The organism is Mesorhizobium amorphae CCNWGS0123 (genome assembly GCF_001686985.1).
Classification (GTDB): Bacteria; Pseudomonadota; Alphaproteobacteria; order Rhizobiales; family Rhizobiaceae; genus Mesorhizobium; species Mesorhizobium amorphae.
Map to the genome: position 1 here is coordinate 364,394 of NZ_CP015322.1, position 22,290 is coordinate 386,683.

The window sequence follows — 22,290 nt, forward strand, 5'->3', positions numbered from 1 at the left end:
TCAGAGCTTTTCCCGGGTTCGCGGATCGAGGAATGCGTTGACAAGATCCGAGAGCGTCGTAGCGGAAACAATGAGGAACGTGGTGACGAGCACGACGCCCATCACGATCGGATAGTTGCGCGTGTTGACCGCGTTCACAATTAACGCGCCGATGCCAGGTCTCGCAAAGACCACCTCGATAAAGACAGCGGACGAAAGCAGCCACGCGATGCCCACTCCAAGTATGGTCACGGTCGGCAGGATCGCGAGCGGCAGCGCGTAGCGCGCAACGATGCGCCATTCCGAGATCCCAAAGGAGCGAGCCATCCGTATGTGGTTTTCCCCCAGGATCTCAAGCATCGACGCGCGCACCAGTCGGGAGATGTAGCCGACCCAGCCAATCCCTATGGCGAAAGCTGGAAGAATGAGATAGGTAAGCCCATCCCAGAATCCATTGCCGGCTCCGACCGCTGGCAACCAGCGCAGAGTTACGGCAAAAATCAGCAGCGCATAGACTGCCATTACGAAGGACGGAATGGCGATGGTGGCGACCGACAGGACGCCGGTTACCTGGTCGATCACGGAGTTACGCCTTATCGCCGAGTAGCAGCCGAGCGGCACGGCTATCACGACTGCCCATAAGATCGACACCAAAATTAATTCGATCGTATATGGCAATTGCTCAAAGACGATTTCGGCAACAGGTCTCTGGCTGAACACATCAAAACCGAGATCGCCATGGAGCAATCCACCGAAGAAGGTAGCGATTTGCGCGACGAACGGCTTGTCCAGCCCCATCTGCTCATGGAGCTGCGCCTTCATTTCGGGAGTCGCCCGCGGGCCGAGCAGAACCGCTGCAGGATCGCCGGGCACTGCTCTGATCATCAGGAACAGTAGCGTCACCGCGATCACAATAATTGTGATCGCGAGGACGAGCCGTTTGAGCAGATAGAGCCACATTTCTTCCGGTCCGCCTACTTGATCACGTCGAGACCGGCTTGAAATCGAGGTAAAGCGGGATGCCGTCCGGACGGGTTGCGGCCTCTTCTATCTTGGTGGTCCGATACATGAGCGGCCAGCTCACATTAGATAGGAAGCGATAGGCGCCGGACTCCTCCATCAGGTCCTGCATCTCGTAATAGATCTTGGCGCGCTCGCCGGGGTCGCTGACCGTGAACCCTTTCTCGCTGAGCTCGTCGAAACGCTGACTGCGGAAGCGCTCCCAATTCCACACGCCAACTTGTTCTTGCTTGGCCCACCACGTCGCGGTGTGCGGGTCCGCCTGCGAGTAGAATTGTTGGACGTAGAGTTGCAAGGCCTTCCATCGCTCGCCCTCAGACTCCATGCCGGTCGTCCAAAACGAGCCGGAATCTTGGAGATTGATCTCAACCGTGATGCCGATTTGCGAGAGCTGCGCCTGGACTGTCTCGGCTATCGTTTTAAAAGTGCTTGTGTTCAGGCAATCGATGCTCAAGGTGAGATCGCTAACACCGGCCTTTTCCAGGAACTCCTTGGCCTTCGCCAGATCCCCTTCCGGCGGGACGAGCGCTTTCTCGCGGTGCCCGATAAGGCCCGGAGCAACGGCGCCAGTGGCAACGACGGCCTGACCACCATAGGCGGCGTCCAGAATCTGCGGCACATTGATCGCCCATTGGATCGCCTTACGGACGTTGATGTCCTTGAGCTTTGGGTGATCCACATTCATGCCGAGCCAATTATAGTAGAGCGAGGGAAAATTCTCGATCTTGGTGTCGGCGGGCGGGGCGACCTTTAAGGTCGCAAGAGAATCTGAACTAATTGTAGTGATGTCAACGTCGCCCGCGCGATAGGCGCGCTCCGCTGCCTTGACGTCATCTATCAGCAGGAGACGGATTTCGTCAAAGCCCGGCTTGGGGCCTGACCACTCAGCATTACGGGTCATGAGCAGAAATTGGCCGGGCTTAAAGTCGGCGATTACATATGGGCCGGAGAATGCGGGCGGCTTCAAGCCGAAGTCACCACCGTCCTTGGTTGCCTTCATCACCGCGTCTTCAGAAACGATATGGCCAACCCCATAGGGGAGCACGACGTTCCAGAGGGGCACGTATGGCGTCTTCAGAACGATCACGCCAGTAAGATCATCCTCTATCTCAACACGGTCGAGCGGGCCCCAATCGCCTTTTACCGGCGAATTATGCTTGATGACGCGCTCGAAAGAGAATTTGACGTCTCTGGCAGTCAGCTCGCCGTGACCGCCAGTGAACTTGATGCCCTTCTTAAGGCGGAAGCGGACATGGGTCGGATCGACCTGCTCGATCTTTTCTGCCGCCTCGAGCTCCCAGCCCCATTCTGAGCCCGGCTTGTAGCGCGTGAGCTTCGAGTAAATGCAGCTCATCACATCCGTGTCGCCTTGGCCGACGTAGAAGCCAGGATCGAGCTTGACGATGTCGCCACTAGAACGCGCCACGAGCACCTTGCCTTCGGCCGCCCAGATGGCTTGCGACAACGGCATGCCGCCTGCGACGACTCCCCCGCCAAGCACAGCGCCGGTCTTGAGAAAGGACCGGCGGCTCATATTGCCTATGGCATGCTTCATGATCTGTTCCCTTTTTTAGTCGATATTCAGTCCCCGGGACGCTTACGTCAAATTCAGTTTGTGTATTGAGGTCATCTGGGTTTGAGATAGCGTAAGGTCGGGCAATCTAGAAGGTCTGGCCATATCCAGGCACGGACAGGAAATCGAGGCCGATGCCCTCCTCGAGTTCGAGTCAAAAGCCCAGACCAAAGGCTGCGGAAAACAGGATGGAGCTCGCTGGATATTGATTGAGGGAATAGTCGACGCCTTCTGGGCGATCCCTGACCGGCGTGTCCGGATCTGCAGCATCGTAAGAAGGAATGTCAAGCAGAGCGGCAGCAGCGCCGGAGCGAAGAACAGATCGCCACCCCGACGCATCATTGCCCCACAGGACTGAGCCCAGCCAGTAGCCGCACAGAGAGAAGCGAGAGTCAGCAGGCCTCTGAGGGTCCGGATCGAGCTGCCCAAATCTGTGAGCAATACCTCATAGACATGATGCTCTGTGCCCGATAATCATCGCCACAGCTCTGCCGGCAGGAAGCGCCGGTGGTCGTGACCGCGATCGCACGCAAGATGGCCGCCTTCTTGTGAGTCATCGCCGAAAGGTCGAACCCATCATAGCGACCTCGACCCAACTCCTGCACCGCGCCGGGGAGCGACGGCCATGGCGGAGAAACGCCCGTCGCTGGTATGTGGTCGAGCCAATGCGCAGCCGCCCGCGCTTTACACTGAGGACAGTCCCCGAGACGAAGACACGGAAGGTGGGTGTCCAACCCGCCGGATGAGAGGCCGATGTACCGTTGTCCCTCAGTTCTACCCACGGCCCGTACAGTTTCAGGCGGTGCTGATCACGCCTTCTTGTGGCCACACGCATGCTTGTTTGTTCCATTGCTCGGAGAAAAATTTTTGGTTTTCGACAGATACTGTTTGCAGATCGACGGGAAATGCGAGGAGCCAACCCGCAGCCATTTTGAACGCAACTGAGAAGTGGAAAACGCAGAGATCGCTGTGCGCTTTACGACGTTGTCTCTGGTTCGCCATATTTCCAATTTAGACGAGGTCACGAGGAATTTTCTCCGACCATGATTTGCAGAAGATGCGCTCGCCGTTTTCGAACGCGTCGAAATCAACGTGAAGGTGGTAATGCGACTTGGTCGCGGTCAACACAGTTCGCGCCTGCACCGCCGTCTGCCAGGCACCTCGACCGCGATCGAACCGTTCATAGACCTCTGTGCGGACTGTCGAGGGATCATTTCCGGCAATCGAATAGATCATATGCTTCTCGTGCCCAACAACCGTGCCGATGGGATCGAGACGCACTAAGCCACCGTCCGTCTTGACCGTGAGGCTGACCTGGTTCGACACCAGATCGGTCCGAATGTACCGCTCGATACTTCCCGGTTTCAGCGTCGTGGTCGCCATTGGCGCAGAAGCCTCCGGTGCGTCGAAAGCCCGTAAGTCGAGGTCACCCGGTTGCTGCATTCTGATCGGTAGCTGCACCTCGCTGGCATCAGCCTGTACCGTCAATATGGCGCGCTCGGGTGCGGGAAGTGCGATCGGCCAATAAGTCGTTGAAATAGACAACCGAATCCGGTGACGTGGCGGAAAAGTATATCCGACTTCGTTCAGCGCAAGGCGAATGCGATACGACTTCCCAGCTTCCATTGGTTGCAAATCTTCGTGTCCATCGCGGTGCGACAGATTCAGAAGCCCGTATGTGACCCGTGTGACCTCACCTGATGGTCTTACATCGGAAAGGCGTGCTGCGAGTATCGCCGTAGGCTTGTCGCAAGTGATCTCTATTTCAATGACAGGCGCACCCAAGATTGGCGTGGCTTCCGTCAAGAGTTCGCTGTCAAAAATCAACGAGCCGCCATCGTCCCAGCGCTGATCCAGCGGATGCTCCGGACCAACTCCACCGAGCCCATAGGGGCACCACTCGCCGGCCGCGATCCCGACCGTCGCGGGGGAGCTGATTTCAAGGGTAGCTTCAGGCAGTGGCAGCTGAGATAATCTGCCGAGGCCCATGCGGTAAATCCGTGGCGTCACGTGAGGCGACGGCCAGCGCGGGTCCCCGACCCAGTGCCCGGGCCGCTCATCGTAGTGGGCAGCGGGCGCAACCGTGTCGAGCATCCAGCTGCGCAACATTGGCTCCTGCATAACGCCGGTATCCTTGCCCTTCAACCAGTGGTCCCACCAGCGAAGGCACTCTTGCAGGAAACCGATGGCGGGACCGGGAACACCCCCATGAGGGTACTTGTGCCCCCAAGGTCCAATCAGCCCTTTACGTGGTGCATCCAGGTTTGAAAGGAGCCGAAATACCACGTTGGAATAGCCATCTCCCCAACCACCGACCGCGAAAACTGCGCAATTGATTGCACTGTAATCCTCGCAGACTGAGCCATGCTTCCAGAAATCATCTCGGCGTTGATGAGCGAGCCAGTCAATCACAGTTGGCCGAGCATTTTCCAACCGCTTCATCCACATCGAATGCCAGCTCTCCTTGCCGACAATCTCGGGATCTGGAGACTGGGACATCATCGCCAAGCACGTCGTGCCCCAAGATACGTTGTCGTTGAGAACACACCCGCCCATGTAGTGCACATCATCGGCGTAGCGATCGTCGGTCGAGCAGTGGGTGATGATCGCCTTCAGGCCCTTGGGTCGACGAGCGGCGACTTGCAAGGCGCTGAACCCACCCCACGAGATGCCGATCATCCCCACATTGCCACTGCACCAGGGCTGTCGCGTTATCCATTCGATTGCGTCGACAGCGTCATCCTGTTCTTGCTTGACGTATTCATCCTCGAATAGGCCCTCGGAATCGCCAGTGCCCCGAATGTCTAGACGGATACACGCGTAGCCATACGAAGCGAAATAGGGATACATCATTTCGTTGCCCAGAACGGTGCCATCCCGTTTGCGGTAGGGGATGTAGTCCACAATGGCTGGAACCGGATCGGAAGCCGCATCCTTCGGCAACCAAATTTTAGCAGCTAGACGTGTTCCGTCGGCTAGCGGTATCCACACGTTCTCCATGAGCATAACGGGTCTCGGCCCCAGAGCAATTTTCATTGTTCACCACCGGGGTTTTCAGATTTCCACATTTTCCATTTCCTTTGGGTTCGGCGATTTCTCGTCCGGGGCCGAGCTGGCTCCGCTTTGGGGGTCGTTTGGGGGTCGTTTGGGGGTCGGCCGGTCGGCAGGATTCTCTGTGCGACTGCCCCAAGTCTCCAATCAATCCCGATCTTCGCAGCAGTCAAACACTGTTTCAAGATTGGACCCATCTGACAATTAGAGGGCGGATCGGCGTACCACGGACACTAATAAGAAATCGGGCGCACCTCGAAGTATGCGCCACGGCGATTCACCATGTTCCTTAGGTCCTACGGACGGGGGTCCGTGGGCGGGCGTCCAGGGTTTCTCTCGGCTGAAGGGCCACCTCTAAAGCAGCGGGACGGGACTGGGCTTTCTGGGCCGGCGCCACTTTACAAGTTCAATGAGAAAATTTCGTTCAACCTTCGGATCTTGGTTAATCAGCTCAAGGACTGTGGAGTGGCTGCCCGCCTATACGGCCGAAGTCGACTATGACAGCCGGGGCACTTGTAAGCTTGTTTCGGTCGTTCAAGGAAGTCTCGAGGTCACCGTCGGCGCTGAGACAATGACATTGCATGCAAGCGAAGCCGTGCGGTTCGTCACCGGTCAGCCTGTACCGTTTTTCAGTGGCCGTGCGCGAGCGCGGAGGATCCGAACCCGTCCGGTGCCGGATTGCCATGAGCAACTGCCCAGACACAGCGCCCTCGTCGTAGCGCCCGTCCGCTTGAGCGATGGCCGAGCGGCTGATCGATCTGCTCGTCCGACCTGTCGAACCGCGCCCGCGAAAAGGAATTCGCGGCTCTGACCAATGACGAGGCAGGGCGGATCGAGGCGATCTATGCGCAAACCTTTGGTGCCGATCAAAGGTGTGATCATATAAGGATTGATCGTTAGTCCGATGTTTTTGGCGGTCCCCCTAATCCCTACCTCGGGGGTGTGATGTTAACAAAACGCATCGCCGCCAAGTAGCCTTGGTAAAATGCCGTGCAGCAGCTTCAAATTCGCGCAGCGCACTTAGCTTAGAGTCTGTTTTGAAATTCACGGATAAGCGTTTCGGCGGATGAGATTGCCGCCCATTGCGACAAGGATCATGGCGTGAGAGACGTCGATGCGCTGCTCGTAGTCGCGCACGGGGCGGCGCCATCGAGTCATCCGAGGTGCGCGTGAAAGGCTTCGACAGTATGTTGACCCGAACGCTCGTGGCAACACGCACTCGGCTGGTGCGGATCACCGTCTAGCTTTCCAACCGGATCCGAGGGATTATGAAAACGTTCGGCTTGCCCGTTTCCGCCGGTAAGGGAACTACATTCGAAAAGAATGTCCGGAGCCTTCTTATCGATCAGAGCGAGCTTGCTCCTGTCGTGCTACCGATGTAGGAAGCCTGGCGCAGCATTCGCATCCGTGCCGCCGAGCTTGGGCGCCAGCTTGTCGCAGATGCACGTCAAAGCCAAGCAAGCCGCATTCTCATGTCGATCCCCGGCATCCCGCCATTACCGCCACCTCTTTCGCCACTGCCATTGAAGATTCGGGCAACTTCAAGAAGTCCTGCTCAGTTGCCGCTTGGATCGGCCTGACAACTCGCCGCTACCAATCGGGAGAAGTGGATTATGAGGGCCATATATCCCGACGCGGCGATCGACATTTGCGGGGACTTCTCTATGACTATGAGGCTGCGGCGGTCATCCTGATACGCAGCTCGATCGACAGCGGCCTGCGCACGTGGGGCCTCAAGCTGCGGGAGAGGGTCGGCTTCAAACGAGCTGCCGTGGCTGTGGCGCGCAAACTGGCGGTGATAATGTGGCGCCAGCATGAAATCTTGCGAATAGCGTTCAGGATCTGAGCGCCTTAGACGTCCCTGCCGGGACGTGAGCCGAGCCATTCCGCTGATGGGATTGCACCGCTGTCTCAACAAAGTGCGTCGTCCACATTGAAGGCTCGTCCGCGGAGCTCCATCATGCGGCGATTGACAACCATGCACCCGGCAGCGTCGTCTCGACGCAATTACATGCTTGACGTCCCAGCGGCGATTAGTTTCCGTTGTGATCAAGCACGTTTTTCGACCCAGATGCGATCGGCTTTGACGAGCGCGTTGGCGGTGACGAGGAGCTTGCGCATCTATAGCGATTTTGGCTGGTTTGCCCGATGCAATGAGGTGCTGATACTTTTCCCTGAGGTCAGGGTTAAAGCGGGCAGCGACGAGAGCGGGCATGTAGAGTGCGCGTCTAACGTTGGCCCTTCCACCTTGGATGAAGCTTCTGCCTTTCCACTGCCCTGATTGGCGGGCGACGGGAGCGAGTCCTGCCAGCGATGCGGCCTGTTTGTTATCAAGTGATCCGTGGCGCGCTGATCAGCCCGGCCCATGTCGGAGAGCACGGCGACCAATGCCGCCAACTACACCACGCCGCGGGGCACGATCCACCGCCCAGTAATCAAAACGGTTGCAACAGTATGGCGCGACAATCTGGGAGAGAAGCGCGCGACAATCAGGATGAGAATCTGGTGTCGCGGCGATGGCGATAATCGCGGCATGGATTGTCGCGCGCAAGAGGTTTGTCGATTTGATTGTCGCGGCGCGTCAATCAGGAAGCGACGTTCGCGGGTGTCGCATATGACGGCGGCCTGCCTGGCCCCCGCTTTCGCTCGATGGCCTCGCGCCGCCGATAGCTCTCGACATTCAGCTCGAAGATTGTTGCATGATGGACGAGGCGATCCACCGCGGCGAGCGTCATGGCGGGATCGGGGAAGACCCTCCCCCATTCGCCGAAGGGCTGATTGGCGGTGATCAGCATGGAACGCCGCTCGTAGCGGGCGCTGATGAGTTCGAACAGCACGCTGGTTTCGGCCTGGTCCTTGGTGACATAGGCGAGGTCGTCGAGGATCAGCAGGTGAAAGCGATCGAGCCGGTTGATGGCGGCTTCGAGGCCGAGTTCGCGGCGCGCGACCTGAAGCTTCTGGACGAGATCGGTGGTGCGGGTGAACATGACCCGCCATCCGGTTTCGATAAGGGCGAGTCCGATGGCCGAGGCGAGATGGCTCTTTCCGCCGCCGGGCGGGCCGAACAGGAGCAGATTGGCGCCTTTCTCCAGCCAAGTGTCGCCGGCGGTGATGGCCATAACCTGGGCCTTGGAGATCATCGGAACGGCTTCGAACTCGAATGTGTCGAGGGTCTTGCCCGGCAGGAGGCGCGCCTCGGCGAGATGGCGTTCGATACGTCGCCGGTCGCGCTCGGCCAGTTCATGTTCAGTGATCGCAGCCAGGAAGCGAGCGGCCGGCCAACCTTCCTTGTCGGCCTGTTCGGCAAACTGCGGCCACATACCCTGGATGGCCGGTAAGCGTAGTTCGTTGAGGAGCAAGCTCAGTTTGGCTGAATCGACGGCGGGGTTCGTCTTCATGCCGCATCTCCTGTCAGGTTGGCGCCAAGCAGGGCTTCATAGTCGTTGAGCGGAGCAAGGCGCACGACGACCCTCGGCAGTCGGGCGGGATCCGGCGCGAACCGTTCCCGCAAAGCAGCCATGTCGGGCAATCGCCGTGCCTGCAGCGCGGCAGTCAGTTGATCGGCCAGTTCGCTCTCGCAGCCGCGTTCGTGCGCCATGGCGAGAAGCTCGACCATGGTGCGGCAGGCCTGCCACTCAGGCAGTCGCTCCATGAGCTTGTCGAAGGTTCGCCTGTAGGCCTCGCGCGGGAACAGCTGGTCCCGGTAGACGAGGTTGAGCAGCGCCATCGGCTTGCGGCGCAGCGAATGGATGACATGCCGATAATTGACGACCTGGTTGTGCTTGCCGGTTGAAGAGGCGCGCCCGCGCGGCAGCGTCATGATCTGCGTGCCGCCGATGAAGATATCCAGCCGATCATCGAAGAGCCGCACTCTGAGGCGGTGGCCGATCAGGCGTGAGGGCACGGTGTAGAACACCTTGCGCAGCGTGAACCCGCCCGATGACGTGATGCGCACGGTGACCTCCTCGTAGTCGGAAGTGCGCCGGACGGGCAGTTCCTGAAGTTCGGTCCGCTCGATGTCGATGCGCTTGGAGTTGCGAGCATTCACGCGGCTGACGATCTCGTCGACAAAGCGACGGTAGGCTGCCAGGTCGTCGAAATCGCTCGATCCTCTCATCAGCAGCGCGTCATTGAGCGCTCGCTTGAGATGGCCGTGCGGCCCCTCGATAGACCCGTTCTCATGCGCGATGCTGCGATTGTTGCGGGAAGGCGTCATGCCGTAGTGGCCGCACAGTTCGTCGTAGCGGCGCGTCAGGTCCTCCCGTGCGTCCTTGTCCAGGTTGCGGAATGCCGCCGAGAGGCTGTCGCTGCGATGTTCGCGGGGAGCCCCGCCGAGCGACCACAGCGCATTCTGCAAGCCTTCCGCCAGAGCAACGAAACTCTCGCCGCCGAGCACGACATGCGCATGCTCGAAGCCCGAATAGGCGAGCCTGAAATGGTAGAGCCGGTGATCGAGCGTCTGGCCCGCGATCGTCACGCCGGCGGCGGCCATGTCGGTGAAATCCGACAATCCCATGCGTCCGGGTTCGTGGACCTGCCGGAAAATGACCTCCTGCTCCTCGCCATGGATGGCGCGCCAGGATCGAATACGGCGCTCGATCGTGCGGCGAATGCCGATGCTCAGTTCGGGATGTCGCCTGATCATCTCGTCGAAGATGGCGACCGGCCGGATGCCAGGAGCCGCCCGCAGCAGCGGCACGATCTCGGCGTCGAAAATCTCGGCGAGCGGATCGGGCCGGCGTCGTTGCCGCGGAACCTTCTTTTGTGACGGCAGTCTCGAATCCTTCTCGATGCGATAGGCCGTGGCCGTGCTGATCGACGCCTTCGCCGCCGCGACGGCCGTCGTATTGGTCTTCCGGAACTTCATGAAAAGCCTCAATTGGTGATCGGTTACGTGGCGGCCGGGCACAAAGTGATTCCTCCCCAACAGGAAAAACCACCGCATACCCGGTCGACCGTGATCACCAGACGACGCCCCGGAAAAGGAACGCGCCACCGGCGGGTTGAAACTCCAGTCGGGCTACGCCCTCCCTGCGTTCCAACCCGCCGGCATTCTCATCCTGATTGACGCTGCGCTCTCACGTTCATTGCCGCGCCGCAGCAACAGACACTTCATATAACTTCACAGAATTTTTGTGACCGCAAATCGCTGACAATGGTACGTACACCACACGGTCTGAGGTCAGGCACGGCTGAAAGAGATTCTGCCGATGTAATCCGGACCGCCGCACAGCTCACAACGTCGGAGTCAACAGCCAATGGCAAGAAGAGCACTCATGGTAGTGGAAGGCCATCGTTCTTTCTGTCTGCTATACGTGAAAGCGGCACGGCGTCTTGGCCTTCATCCAATTGTCCTGTCGGCTGATCCAACTCGGTATGACTATCTTGCGGCGGAAGGAATTGAGGCAATCCGTATCGATACAGACAATATCGATGCGCTGATCCACGAATGTTCCCGGTTACGTTCGACCTATGACATTGCTGGCATTACGTCCGCCAGGGGAGCATTCTATTCGACAGTTGGCAAGCTCTGCCGGTATTTCGATCTACCGGGACCGGACCCCCAATCCGTCGAACGATGTTGCGATAAGTTCACCCAACGTCAGCTCCTGGCCCAGGCCGGCGTCCCAATACCTGCTTATCGCCTGGCAACGGATGCAGCGGAGGTAGAAAGCTTTGCTGCAGAGATCGGCCTGCCGGTGATTCTAAAGCCAACGGCGGGCAGCGGCAGCATGGGGGTCCGATTGTGCCCCAGTCTCGGTGAGTTGGCCGACCATACGACCTATCTGTTGGAGAAACACATATGGCGGTCGTCGCCGAGGATACTGGTCGAAGATTTCGCACAAGGCCCGCATTATAGCATTGACATAATGGGAAATGCGGTCGTTGGGATTGCCGCCCTTGACTTCGGCCCCCCACCGCATTTCGTCTATCGTGAGCTCACCTATCCGGCCGTGCTGACGGAGGACGAGCATAATCGTATCGCCGATGTTTCGCTGAGCTGTTTGCGAGCTCTCGGCCTTGACTGGGGGCCAACGAACGTTGAGCTCCGGTGGACGAAGCGTGGCCCAGTCGTCATTGAAGTCAATCCGCGTCTTCCGGGTTCGCCCGCTCCTCAACTGGTTCAGCTGGCTTACGGTATCGATCTCGTCACCGAGCACATCAAGGTTGTCATCGGCGACGAATGGAATTTGCACAGAAGCAATTCGCAGACTGCTGCCGCGCGGTTCCTAGTTGCTGATCGCGATGGGACGCTCGATTGGATCGGTGGCGACAGTCCGGCGGCTGCTGTATCAGGTGTCGCCGAGGTCAAATTTTATGTTGAACCCAAGACGCCGATCGTGAGGAAAGGCAATTACCGCGACTGTATCGGACATGTCATCGCCGCTTCCCCCAGCCTTGCTCGGACAGAGGCGATCCTTCAGCGTGCCGTCGACATGATCGATTGGTCGATAACACCATTTCCAGCCGAAAAGGAATAATCAGCGTTCTCACATCTCCGCACCAGCGTTCAGGTAAAGAGCCACCGTCGCCAAAGCGTTATGTGGCGAGAGCATGCTGACGAACAGAGAGACTTTGACCGTCTCCCCATTTCCTTCCGCTCGTAGGACGTTGTCGGTCATGACGCGCGAGACGGTGACGCCAAGGCTAGCATAGTAGGCAGCAACTGGTTTGAGGAAGGCGACCGCGCCGAGGGCGGTTGGTCGGGCATGATGTCGGTGAAAGTGATACGTCGTCGATGCAGACATGGACATGTTCACATCCAGCGCCCCACCCGTTGCCTCGCCTCGAAACTTTGCCTGGTTCTGTCGCCGGTGATGCGGTGACCGACCGCCTCGAAACGGCCGAGTGTCTTGATATCCAGGTGGATGCGCCCGCTCGTAACGACGCACCGGCTCGGCCGACTCGATATCCTTCAGCCGCGACAGGCCAGTTCGCCTCAGCACCCGGCTGACGGTGCCGGCGAGACCCCGACGGCAACCGCGATGTGCTTGCCGGTCAGGCGCTGGCGTCGCAGCGCGACAATGCGCTCGACGGTGGCTGCCTCGGTGGGACGATAAAGCTTTCTGGGGCGCGAAGAGCGATCGGCCATACCTGCGCGGCCGTCAGCCTTGAACCGCTCCACCCATCGCGCCACGATCTTGGCCGACACACCATAGGCCTGCGCCGCAAGAGCTTGAGAAAGACGGCCCTAAATGACCCAAAGAGCCATTTCCTCTCGACGCAACGGCGTCAGACGGGCATTCTTGTGGATGTTCATTCGGATCCTCCGGTGAGTGCTGAAGCCTGGTAACTCCAGTCTCCTCCGTTCGGTCCGAATGGACAACCTATCGACAGCTCACACCTAGAGCGCGGCGGGAGCAACAGGTAGGCGAAGGCGAGCAGGTCGAATTGGGAGGCCAAATCGGTGAGAGCGCTGCGGAAATCGACCTCATCGACGCTGTCCCAAAGCCGTTCCAGAAATCTCTCGAAGACAGGTTGCATGTCTGTCCTTATCAGCACCTTCCTTGGGTCTTCGGCAACTTGCTTGCAGGTGGCAGCAAGTCCAGGTGGACTTGCAACGTCTCAAAGATGCGCCCTGCCGGCGGGGAGGTGCACCGGCAGGGCCCCCGCCCAAAGGCCGCGGTTAAATGGGAGGACCGGACAGCAGCGGCAAGAAAATGCTGGTTGGCGCCCGCAAAGATTATGCCGCGCCCTCTGCCTTTAGCGCGCGATAGGTCGTATCGACTGATTTCGCGGTTGCATCGACGATGATGTCGATCTCTTTTCGGGTAACGATCAGAGGTGGGGCATAGCCTAGGATATCGCCGTGCGGCATAGCTCGCCCGATGACACCATTCTCAAACAGAGCAGCGGCGGCGCGCACGCCGACCTGAAGTCCGGCCTCGAATGGCACCCGTTCTTTAGGATCCCGCATCAGCTCCACGGCGGATAGAATGCCGACGCCGCGAACCTCGCCAACAATGGGATGTCCGTCCAGTTCGGCTTTCATGCGGGCCTGCCAGTACGGCCCGACATCCCGAACATGTTCCAAGATGTTTCTTTCCTTTATCAATTTAATATTGGCAAGCGCGGCCGCCGCGCAAAGCGTGTGACCGGAATATGTCCAGCCATGGCCGAGTGCGCCGTGTTTTTCCGTTCCTTGCTCCAAGACCGACCAGACGCGGTCGCCGATAATTGACCCAGAGATGGGCAGGTAGGCAGAACTCAAGCCTTTGGCGATCGTTACGAAATCGGGACGCATGCCATAAAGGTGGGAACCGAATTTCTTACCGGTTCGCGCGAAGCCGCAGACCACTTCATCGGCGATAAGAAGGATATCGTGCTTGTCAAGCACCTCTTGAATCGCAGTCCAGTATCCCTTCGGGGGCGGAACAATGCCGCCGGTCCCAAGTACGGGCTCTCCGATGAAAGCTGCAACCGTCTCCGGGCCTTCAGAGAGGATAAGGGCTTCAAGTTCGTTGGCACAGCGCCTGGAGAACGCTTCCTCACTTTCGCCATCATGCGCCTGCCGGTAATGGTGCGGCGTCGTCGTATGGCGCACCAAATTCAGAGGCAGGTCGAAGAAATCGTGAAAGAAGGGAAGGCCTGTCAGGCTTCCGGTGACCAGCCCGGACCCGTGATATCCGCGATGCCGCGAGATGATCTTCTTCTTTTCAGGACGGCCGAGAATGTTGTTGTAGTACCACACCAGCTTGATGTTGGTTTCGTTGGCGTCGGAACCGGAGAGGCCGAAATAGACCCTTCGCATGTTCTGACCGAAATATTCGACCACGGCCTCCGCCAAGAGGGCGACTGGCTCGGTTCCTTGGCTTGCATAGATATGGGCGAACGGCAACTCGTGCGCTTGCCGGGCAATGGCGTCGGCTATCTCGGTGCAGCCATACCCCATATTGACGCAATAGAGCCCGCCAAAACCGTCGAGGCTTTTTCGGCCTTCAGTATCCCAGATGTAGACGCCTTCCGCTCCGGCCATGATCCGATTTGGCGTCTCGCCACGGCTGTGCTTGGCTAAGTGCGTAGACGGATGAAAGACGAAGTTTCGATCCTTCTCCCGGATTTGCTCGGTTCCCAGATTACTCAAGCCCATCGTTCCTCTCCTTGCGATCCTTCGGCGGAGGACACTCAGCCGCCTCCCTGGCAATTAGCATACCGGCAAACACCTCACGAATTTCGCGGGAATTCGCGTCTTTGGCCAACGAATTCGCGGAATCGGCACCGATCGCCGTGGAAACCAAGGCTTCGAGGATTTACCGTTGCCTCAGGGCGGACAAGGGGATCGGTGAATTGGATTTCACAGGTTTCGTCACAACAAGGCTATAGTATTGGTCGATACCCAAGCCGGCCTGCAGTAATCTCTCCATGAAATCCTGATACGCAGCCATGGAAGGAGATGAAACGCGCATCAGATAGTCGATCCGCCCCCCGACAGCCCAGCAGTCGAGGATTTCCGGAATCTCCTGGATCGCAGTCTCGAAGTGTCGTTGATCCTCGAGACGATGGCGATCCAGAACCACCTCCACCATTATAGAGATAATGCCCCTGATGAGAGCTGGACTCAGTCGCGCGTAGAAGCCCTCAATGATCCCTGCGGCTTGGAGCACACGGAGCCGCTCCGAACAGGCCGACGCCGAAAGGTGAACACGCTTTGCGAGCTCGCTTTTCGAAATCCGACCATCTGACTGGATCTCTGACAGAATCCGGACATCCCAAGCGTCTAGTCGCACAGGATCGGGTTTTGACTTCATGACTTTTGCTCTCGAGCGGTGGTCGACGGCGCAATTGGTGCCAACCAATCCTATCATCAATTGAAGCGAGCGAATGTAGTGGGCGTCATCCGTCCTCGGCCTGCAACACTTCACTGCGAGGTAGTCGAAGTTAGGTGACTGAGAGCGATCCAAGCAGAAAAGGCTGTAGAACCGTTGTGCTATTGCCCCTCCCCCATAAGCGGGCGATGACGCATTTGGAGAGGGGTGGTCGCCTGGCGGCGGCGACCTCGTCGTAGATAGATAGTGACATTTTTTGGTATCTCCGGTGCTTGACCTCATTGGCACCCCTCGACAGCACCCTGAGCGTCGATCGTATGGACGGCAGTTCGATGCAGTGTTTACATCCGAGCATTTGGCATCGAATGCGACTTGAAGGCCTTCTTATCTGGCTCGCCGAGGAGCTGAACCACAAGTTGCCGCTTGTGTTACCGATGCGGCCCAAAATCCAGCGGGGGAGTCTGGCCGGAGCGCGCGGCCGGGAAGACTCAGACGCCGATACTGCGGGCGATGCTGTCGGCCGCCATGCGCTTGCGCCATTCAAGGGGCCCGGAATTGTGAATGGATTTTCCCTGAACATCGACTGCCATGATAACCGGCATGTCCTGCACCTCGAATTCATAGATGGCTTCCATGCCCAGGTCTTCAAAGGCAACGATCCGGGCCGCCTTGATCGATTTTGAAATCAGGTACGCAGCGCCACCCACTGCGATGAGATAGGGCGTTCTGTGTCTCACAATCGACTCGATGGCTGCCGGGCCCCTCTCCGCTTTGCCGACCATCGCAAATAGGCCAGTCTCGGCGAGCATCTTTTCAGTAAAACCGTCCATGCGGCTGGCAGTTGTCGGGCCAGCCGGCCCAACGACCTCATCCCTCACGGCGCGGACGGGTCCGACGTAGTAGATTATGCGTCCCCGCAGATCGACCGGGAGCGGCTCGCCCGCATCGATCAGGTCGACCATTCGCTGGTGGGCGGAGTCACGGCCCGTCAGCATCTTTCCGGATAAAAGCAGGGTTTCCCCACAGCGCCACGATGCCGTCTCTTCCTTCGTGAGCGCATCGAGATTGACCCGCCGAACGCCGGTTGTGTGCAAATCCTCATGACCGATCTGGGGCCAGTCGGAAAGGTCGGGCGGTTGGAGCTGTACGGGTCCTGTGCCGTCCAAGATAAACTTCAGGTGCCGGTTGGCGGCGCATTGCGGAATGAGTGCCACAGGCTTGGACGCCACATGTGTGGGATAGGTAGCAACCTTGACGTCAACGACCGTAGTCAGGCCACCAAGCCCCTGGGCGCCAATCCCCAGCGCGTTAATCCGCTCAAAAAGCTCGATCCGCAGTGCCTCTTCGGCGCCGGATGGCCCCCTGGCGATTAGATCCGCCATGTCGATCGGCTCATTCATGGCCTCCTTGGCCAAAAGCATCGCCTTTTCAGCGCTGCCACCGATGCCTACCGAGATCAGGCCGGGCGGGCACCATCCGCTCCCGAGGGTCGACACGGTGTCGACCACCCAGTCGGCAACGGACGCGCTGGGGTTAAGAGTGGTGAAACGCGCCTTGTTTTCCGATCCGCCCCCTTTTGCGGCGATGGTGATCTCAATCTGGTTGCCGGGCACGAGGTCGACATGGACGACTGCCGGCGTGTTGTCCCGCGTGTTGACCCGCCCGGCAAGCGGATCCGAGACGATCGATGGTCGAAGGGGATTGTCGGGGTCGAGATATGCTTGGCGGACGCCCTCATTCACGAGGTCCGCGAAACTGGCCGTTGATTTGATGCGGACGCCCATGCCGACCTTGGCGAAGACCACCACAAGACCGGTGTCCTGGCAGATCGGGCGCCGTCCGAAGGCCGCCATGCGGGAGTTCAGCAAAATCTGCCCGATGGCGTTCTTAGCCGCCGGGCTTTGTTCGCGAGCATATGCCTGCGACAGGTACCGGATGTAGTCGGGGGGATGGTAGTACGAGATGTACTGAAGGGCGTCGGCGACGCTCTTTGTAATATCCTTGCCGGCAATGATCCGCGTTGTTTTATTCACTGAATCTCATCCGAATGACCCAAGCCCGTTGACCAGTTTCAGGCTTTGGAAGCTCCGCAATCCCTGCTCGCCCCCTTCATATCCATAGCCGCTTTGTTTGACGCCACCATAAGGTGCATCTCTAGAAACGCCTTTTAGGTAATTTACACTGACAGCGCCCGCCGCAAGACCGCCAATCAGCGCCCGTTTCGCATCGGCTACACCGGTGAAGAAGTAGGCGGCCAAGCCATACTCAGTGGCATTGGCTTCTTCGATCGCCTCCTCGATCGTGTCGAACGGCGCCACGGTGAGGATCGGCCCGAACGGCTCGTCATGAAGCACTTTCGCATCCTTTGGCACCCCTGTCAGGATGGTTGGCGGCCAGTAAAAGCCCTGCTGGTCGAGGCGGGTGCCGCCGGTTTCGACGCGGGCGCCGCGATCGACCGCATCCTCGATCAGACGCTGCATGGCCTCGATTCGCCGCGCGTTTGCCATTGGACCCATCTCAGTCGCCGGGTCGTCCGGTGGACCGATCTTGATCTTGCGGGCAACTTCGGTCATTCGGGACAGGAATTCCTCATAGAGAGGCCGCGCGACGAGGATCCTGCTGGGCGCATTGCAGCTCTGGCCAGCGCACTCGAACTTGTATTCCGAAATTGCCGGTATGGCCGTTGCCAGGTCGGCATCCTCGCATACAACGACCGGGGAGTGCCCACCGAGTTCGAGGATGCACCGCTGCAAGTTATTCGCGGCGAGCTTGGCCAGCTGTTTTCCAACCTCGGTAGAGCCCGTGAACGTTAAGACCTTGACGATCGGCGAGTTGAGGAGATGCCGGGATATTTGCACCGGCACGCCAAAGACGAGATTGACCACGCCGTCCGGGATACCCGCTTGTCGCAAGGCTTCGACGAAGTGGACAGCCGCGCTTGGTGTCTCTTCAGCCCCTTTGAGGATCACCGGGCAGCCCGCCGCCAAAGCAGGGGCGAGCTTGCGGGCGATGAGAACGGCGGGATAGTTCCACGGCGTAAAGGCAGCAACGACGCCAAGGGGCTCCGGGACGATCATCCGGTTCGGGCCCATCGGAATAGGGGCCGACAGCTCTTCGGCGTGCGTGCCGTTCCACTCCAGCGTTTCGACGGCGCGCGCGTACTCACCTGTCGCTTCGGCAATCGTCTTTCCCTGTTCGGTCGACAAATCCTTCGCTGCGTCTCCCATCTTCGTGGCCAGTATCCTGGCGGCCGCCACAAGGATCTCGCCGCGCTCTTTTGCAGGCCGTGAGGACCAAGCCCGGCGGCTTCGCTCTGCAGAAGCGAGGGCCTCATCCAGATCCGACGCTGAAGCTGCGGCCACCGAGCCAAATACCTTCTCTGTCGCCGGGTTGGTTACCGGCAGAGTAATTCCGTCACTACCGGCTCGCCACCTGCCATTGATGAAAAACTGATAGCTCGTGGCGTTGGGCATCGCATGCTCCGCTTGACTGAATTCCTGCTAGTGCGAGGCCAAGCGGTATCCGGACCATGGGCTCGCTTCTCTGCAGTCTCATCGCTATGGTCGGGTCCGGTCAAATATTGAATATCGCCCAAAACCATCTGGAAACCAGATTGATATCGCTCAAGCAGCCGCGGAGGAGCGATAGCACTGAAACTGGTTTGGGATGTGCCTAAGGCCGGTCCGGAGCTGTGGCTGACCAGTGCTTGCTCTCGATCAAAGTCCTTACGACCTTGGGGATCAGCTTGCGGACCGCAGAGACGGCTGGAGAGCGCTCGTCTTTCGGGTTGACGGCAAGCACAACGGAACGGGTAATCACCGGATCAATGATCTTAACCGTGCGGACTTGGCCTTGAGACGCCTCTTTCTGAATGGCCGAAGGGGTAAGGATGGAATACGCCTTTCCTTCCATGACCATATTGATGATCGTAGAAAGGGAGTCGACTTCGAATCTGACGTCCAGCACACAACCGTGTTGGGCAACGACATCAGCCACCGAACGCCTGACATTGTTGTTGCGCATGGGAACCGCCAGCGGAAACGCGTGCAGGTCGGCGAGCCGGACCGAATCTTCGAAAGGCGGTCGACCCGGCGGCACCACCAGGCAAAACTCTTCGCGGGCCAGCACCGTCATTTGCCCCACGCTCTCGGCAGTGCGGTAAAGGACAGCCAGATTGAAACGGCCAGCAGCCATCCACTCCTCTAGCGGTCCCGTCATGCCCTCGATCATCTTGAGCGAAATCCTCGGCAATTCACTTCTTACCGATTCAATTAGAGGACCACTAAGGACGCGAGCGGCACCGGACGGAATGGCAAGGGTCACCTCTCCGGAAGGAGCGGCCACCGAGTTGGTCAGTTCCGCCTCAGTGAGCTGAATTTCCTTCAGAATGATCCGCGCGCGCTCAAGCAGCTTGTCTCCGGACGCCGTGACGCTGACACCGGTCCTATCGCGAATGAGCAGCTGGGTGCCGAAACCTTCCTCCAGTTGACGCACATGCAGGCTTAGAGCGCTTTGAGCAACGTTCAGGGTTGCAGCTGCCTTCGTGAAACTGCCGGCTTCAACCACGCCGACAAAGTATCTTAACTGCCTGATGTCCACGATGAAATAAATCCAACCGGGGCATGATCCCCAGTGCTTTTATATCTATCTCGAAACGAGATGGCAGGCAAGTAATAAACCGTCGGACCATGGCTCAAAAACAGCCTGTCCGGCCGCTGACTTAAGGGCTCAATTGTCGCTAGCGAGAGCCAGGATCTCGTGGGCACGCCGAACCACCGGGGGATCAACCATCCTGCCATTCAATGAGAATGCAGACAGGCCACGCGTGGCGGCATCGTTTTCCGCCACGATAACACGATGGGCCCACTCGAGTTCCTGTGCGCTTGGCGAGAAAGCCTCATTGAATATGGATACCTGCGTCGGATGGATCGCCAAAGCTCCGGCAAAACCAAGCCGCCGCGCATGCGCTGCGGCTTCACGAAGTTTATGAGTGTCCGAAAACTCGCCGATGCTTCCTACGAAGCCCAACGGGAGCAACCCGGCCGCACGGGCGGCAAACAGAACGGAAAGGTTTGGCGTCAAGAGAAGGTCGAATTCCGGGGCGCCGCCAACGGCGGCACTGAAGTCTTCAGGACCAAGCGCCATTGCGACCATCCTGGGATGCGCCGATGCAATGGCCGCTAGCCTCTGCAAGGCACCTGGAGTCTCGATCTGGGCAAGGAACCGGATGCGTCCCGGCGCAAGATTTCTTTCTCGTTCAAGGTCCGATACCGCATTCGCGATCTCTGATACCCACTCTGCCGATTCCGTCTTCGGAAGAACAAGTGCGTCAACACCTTCCATTACGGCTGCATCGAGATCGGCCGCCAAGGCGCGCAAACCACGATTCACGCGGACCAAAACAGATGCGCCCTTGCGCCCCACCTTTGCCACGGATTCAGAAAGCTGCCGCCGTGACTCACCCTTTTGATCCTGGGGAACGGAGTCCTCGAGGTCGAGTACGACGCCATCTGCCCCGCGCTCATGAGCCGCCTCCACAAAGCGCGGAACGTGAGCGGGAACGAAGAGCAGCGATCTCCAGCGGGGTACAGACATCGAGCTTTCAACAGCCGGAACGGTGTCCCTGATCATGGAGTCGCCTCTGCGGTCGATTCTAGCGATGGCGGTGGCAGCGAGCTTGCTGGGCAGCCGATGCCCGTCGCGAGCGCGCCGAACTTCCCGACAAGATGCGCGCTTACGATGACGTGGCTCTTTCGCGCAAATGCCCCAGAACCTCTTCCCGAATAGCCTCGGTATGAGCGCCAAGAGCCGGAACTGGGCGCAGCGAAGGGCGCTCCGAGTTGAAAATCGCCGCCGGCGCTATCGTCTCGACGGTTCCTTCGGGTGTTCCAACCTGCACCCTGCGAATGTGTGGATGTTTTGAAATATCCGCCACTTCGTTAAGTCGGCCATATGCCAAACCGGCCGCCTCAAGCTCCTGCATTGCTTCGTGGCAGGACAGTTCGGAAAACCGCCGTTCAATGATCTCATCAAGTTGGGCACGGTGACCGAGGCGCTCCATGTTGTCGGCAAAACCAGGTGCGCGTGTGAGCCCCGGCTGCCTAAGGAATTTCTCGCAGAAATTTACCCATTCGCGGTCATTCTGAACCGAAAAGATGACGTCTTTGCCATCGGCACAACGATAGGCGCCATACGGCGCCAGGGACGGGTGTTTCACGCCCGCGCGTACCGTGTGGTAGCTGCTATAGTCGTGTTGCAGAACTGGCACATTCATCCAGTCGGCGACAGCATCGAACAGTGACACCTGAATGCTGGCCCCCTCGCCGGTGACCTCGCGGTGATACAGCGCCTGAAGAATGGCGCTATGTGCTGTCATGCCGGCCGAGATGTCGCAAACCGAAACCCCAATACGGGCAGGCCCGTGTTGGGTACCGGTGATTGCGCATAGACCTGTTTCAGCTTGGACAATCAGATCGTAAGCCTTCAGGTGCGAAAATGGGCCTCCCTCCCCGAAACCAGAGATGTCGCAGGTGATCAGCCGCGGAAAGCGTCGACGGAGATCCGCAGACCTGAAACCAAGTTTTTCGATACTGCCCGGCTTCAGATTCTGGATAAAGACGTCAGCACTGGCAATGAGCGTGTCCAGCACGGCGCTGTCCGCCACCGATCTCAGGTCCAGACAGACCGACTCCTTACCCCTATTAAGCCAGACGAAGTAAGCGCTTTGTCCCCGCACCAACTTGTCGTAGTTTCGGGCAAAGTCCCCTTCGGGCCTTTCGACCTTGATCACACGGGCGCCTGCGTCCGCAAGGCGAGACGATGCGTAAGGCGCAGCTACGGCCTGCTCCACAGCAACGACGGTGATCCCCTCAAGGCAGCTACGCATCACGACACCGCGCT

14 protein-coding genes and 4 pseudogenes are annotated in these 22,290 nt (G+C 58.8%); 2 read left to right on the plus strand and 16 right to left on the minus strand.

Annotated features, from left to right (window positions below; translation table 11 throughout):
- From A6B35_RS31660 to A6B35_RS35970, 5 genes and pseudogenes are all read right to left on the minus strand, one after another.
- Positions 1-939 carry an ABC transporter permease gene (locus A6B35_RS31660; RefSeq protein WP_065518371.1) on the minus strand — a complete coding sequence of 313 codons (939 nt, stop codon included), beginning with the start codon at positions 937-939 and terminating at the stop codon, positions 1-3.
- Positions 940-961: 22 nt separating this feature from the next.
- Positions 962-2,554 (minus strand): ABC transporter substrate-binding protein, encoded by a 1,593-nt coding sequence (locus A6B35_RS31665; RefSeq protein WP_006199498.1) that lies wholly within the window; start codon positions 2,552-2,554, stop codon positions 962-964.
- A gap of 813 nt (positions 2,555-3,367) precedes the next feature.
- Complete coding sequence (locus A6B35_RS35965; protein WP_139032159.1) at positions 3,368-3,574, minus strand: hypothetical protein; 207 nt, start codon at positions 3,572-3,574, stop codon at positions 3,368-3,370.
- Between the two features lie 9 nt (positions 3,575-3,583).
- The gene (locus tag A6B35_RS31670) at positions 3,584-5,608 is read right to left on the minus strand and encodes a CocE/NonD family hydrolase (RefSeq protein WP_040581754.1); all 2,025 of its coding nucleotides are present in this window, start codon (positions 5,606-5,608) and stop codon (positions 3,584-3,586) included.
- Between the two features lie 1,059 nt (positions 5,609-6,667).
- Positions 6,668-6,781: pseudogene (locus A6B35_RS35970) on the minus strand (IS5/IS1182 family transposase); the annotation flags it as partial.
- A gap of 2 nt (positions 6,782-6,783) precedes the next feature.
- Here A6B35_RS35970 and A6B35_RS35020 point away from each other — a divergent pair.
- A pseudogene (locus A6B35_RS35020) lies at positions 6,784-7,469 on the plus strand (transposase); the annotation flags it as partial.
- 203 nt (positions 7,470-7,672) lie between these two features.
- Here the strand turns inward: A6B35_RS35020 and A6B35_RS35025 are convergent.
- From A6B35_RS35025 to istA, 3 genes and pseudogenes are all read right to left on the minus strand, one after another.
- A pseudogene (locus A6B35_RS35025) lies at positions 7,673-7,964 on the minus strand (transposase); the annotation flags it as partial.
- A 244-nt stretch (positions 7,965-8,208) separates the two neighbouring features.
- Positions 8,209-9,021 carry an IS21-like element helper ATPase IstB gene (gene istB, locus A6B35_RS31680; protein WP_065518361.1) on the minus strand — a complete coding sequence of 271 codons (813 nt, stop codon included), beginning with the start codon at positions 9,019-9,021 and terminating at the stop codon, positions 8,209-8,211.
- Positions 9,018-10,532: an IS21 family transposase gene (gene istA, locus A6B35_RS31685; protein WP_065518362.1), complete on the minus strand. Its 1,515-nt coding sequence runs from the start codon at positions 10,530-10,532 to the stop codon at positions 9,018-9,020. Before istA ends, istB begins: the two co-directional genes overlap by 4 nt.
- Before the next feature lie 349 nt (positions 10,533-10,881).
- Between istA and A6B35_RS31690 the strand changes: the two genes are divergently transcribed.
- Positions 10,882-12,105 (plus strand): ATP-grasp domain-containing protein, encoded by a 1,224-nt coding sequence (locus tag A6B35_RS31690; protein ID WP_040581986.1) that lies wholly within the window; start codon positions 10,882-10,884, stop codon positions 12,103-12,105.
- Positions 12,106-12,234: 129 nt separating this feature from the next.
- On the opposite strand, the pseudogene A6B35_RS31695 reads toward A6B35_RS31690, so the two are convergent.
- From A6B35_RS31695 to A6B35_RS31730, 8 genes and pseudogenes are all read right to left on the minus strand, one after another.
- A pseudogene (locus tag A6B35_RS31695) lies at positions 12,235-12,884 on the minus strand (leucine zipper domain-containing protein); the annotation flags it as partial.
- A 423-nt stretch (positions 12,885-13,307) separates the two neighbouring features.
- Positions 13,308-14,714 (minus strand): aminotransferase, encoded by a 1,407-nt coding sequence (locus tag A6B35_RS31700; RefSeq protein WP_040581983.1) that lies wholly within the window; start codon positions 14,712-14,714, stop codon positions 13,308-13,310.
- A 160-nt stretch (positions 14,715-14,874) separates the two neighbouring features.
- Positions 14,875-15,372, minus strand: coding sequence for an Lrp/AsnC family transcriptional regulator (locus A6B35_RS31705; protein WP_006200079.1), 498 nt, complete (start codon positions 15,370-15,372; stop codon positions 14,875-14,877).
- A gap of 506 nt (positions 15,373-15,878) precedes the next feature.
- Positions 15,879-17,423: a fumarate hydratase gene (locus A6B35_RS31710; RefSeq protein ID WP_006200078.1), complete on the minus strand. Its 1,545-nt coding sequence runs from the start codon at positions 17,421-17,423 to the stop codon at positions 15,879-15,881.
- Between the two features lie 6 nt (positions 17,424-17,429).
- Complete coding sequence (locus A6B35_RS31715; protein WP_065518372.1) at positions 17,430-18,863, minus strand: NAD-dependent succinate-semialdehyde dehydrogenase; 1,434 nt, start codon at positions 18,861-18,863, stop codon at positions 17,430-17,432.
- 199 nt (positions 18,864-19,062) lie between these two features.
- Positions 19,063-19,989, minus strand: coding sequence for a LysR family transcriptional regulator (locus A6B35_RS31720; RefSeq protein ID WP_006200072.1), 927 nt, complete (start codon positions 19,987-19,989; stop codon positions 19,063-19,065).
- A gap of 129 nt (positions 19,990-20,118) precedes the next feature.
- Positions 20,119-21,018, minus strand: coding sequence for an HpcH/HpaI aldolase/citrate lyase family protein (locus A6B35_RS31725; protein ID WP_065518429.1), 900 nt, complete (start codon positions 21,016-21,018; stop codon positions 20,119-20,121).
- 106 nt (positions 21,019-21,124) lie between these two features.
- On the minus strand, positions 21,125-22,276 hold the full coding sequence (locus A6B35_RS31730) for a CaiB/BaiF CoA transferase family protein (RefSeq protein ID WP_040582405.1): 1,152 nt from the start codon (positions 22,274-22,276) through the stop codon (positions 21,125-21,127).
- Between the last annotated feature and the right edge of the window lie 14 nt (positions 22,277-22,290).

Excerpts from the sequence above, each read along its gene's own strand:
- A6B35_RS31660 (WP_065518371.1), bottom strand. The coding sequence starts at position 939 with ATGTGGCTCTATCTGCTCAAACGGCTCGTCCTCGCGATCACAATTATT.
- A6B35_RS31665 (WP_006199498.1), bottom strand. The coding sequence starts at position 2,554 with ATGAAGCATGCCATAGGCAATATGAGCCGCCGGTCCTTTCTCAAGACC.
- A6B35_RS35965 (WP_139032159.1), bottom strand. The coding sequence starts at position 3,574 with ATGGCGAACCAGAGACAACGTCGTAAAGCGCACAGCGATCTCTGCGTT.
- A6B35_RS31670 (WP_040581754.1), bottom strand. The coding sequence starts at position 5,608 with ATGAAAATTGCTCTGGGGCCGAGACCCGTTATGCTCATGGAGAACGTG.
- istB (WP_065518361.1), bottom strand. The coding sequence starts at position 9,021 with ATGAAGACGAACCCCGCCGTCGATTCAGCCAAACTGAGCTTGCTCCTC.
- A6B35_RS31690 (WP_040581986.1), top strand. The coding sequence starts at position 10,882 with ATGGCAAGAAGAGCACTCATGGTAGTGGAAGGCCATCGTTCTTTCTGT.
- A6B35_RS31700 (WP_040581983.1), bottom strand. The coding sequence starts at position 14,714 with ATGGGCTTGAGTAATCTGGGAACCGAGCAAATCCGGGAGAAGGATCGA.
- A6B35_RS31705 (WP_006200079.1), bottom strand. The coding sequence starts at position 15,372 with ATGAAGTCAAAACCCGATCCTGTGCGACTAGACGCTTGGGATGTCCGG.
- A6B35_RS31715 (WP_065518372.1), bottom strand. The coding sequence starts at position 18,863 with ATGCCCAACGCCACGAGCTATCAGTTTTTCATCAATGGCAGGTGGCGA.
- A6B35_RS31730 (WP_040582405.1), bottom strand. The coding sequence starts at position 22,276 with ATGCGTAGCTGCCTTGAGGGGATCACCGTCGTTGCTGTGGAGCAGGCC.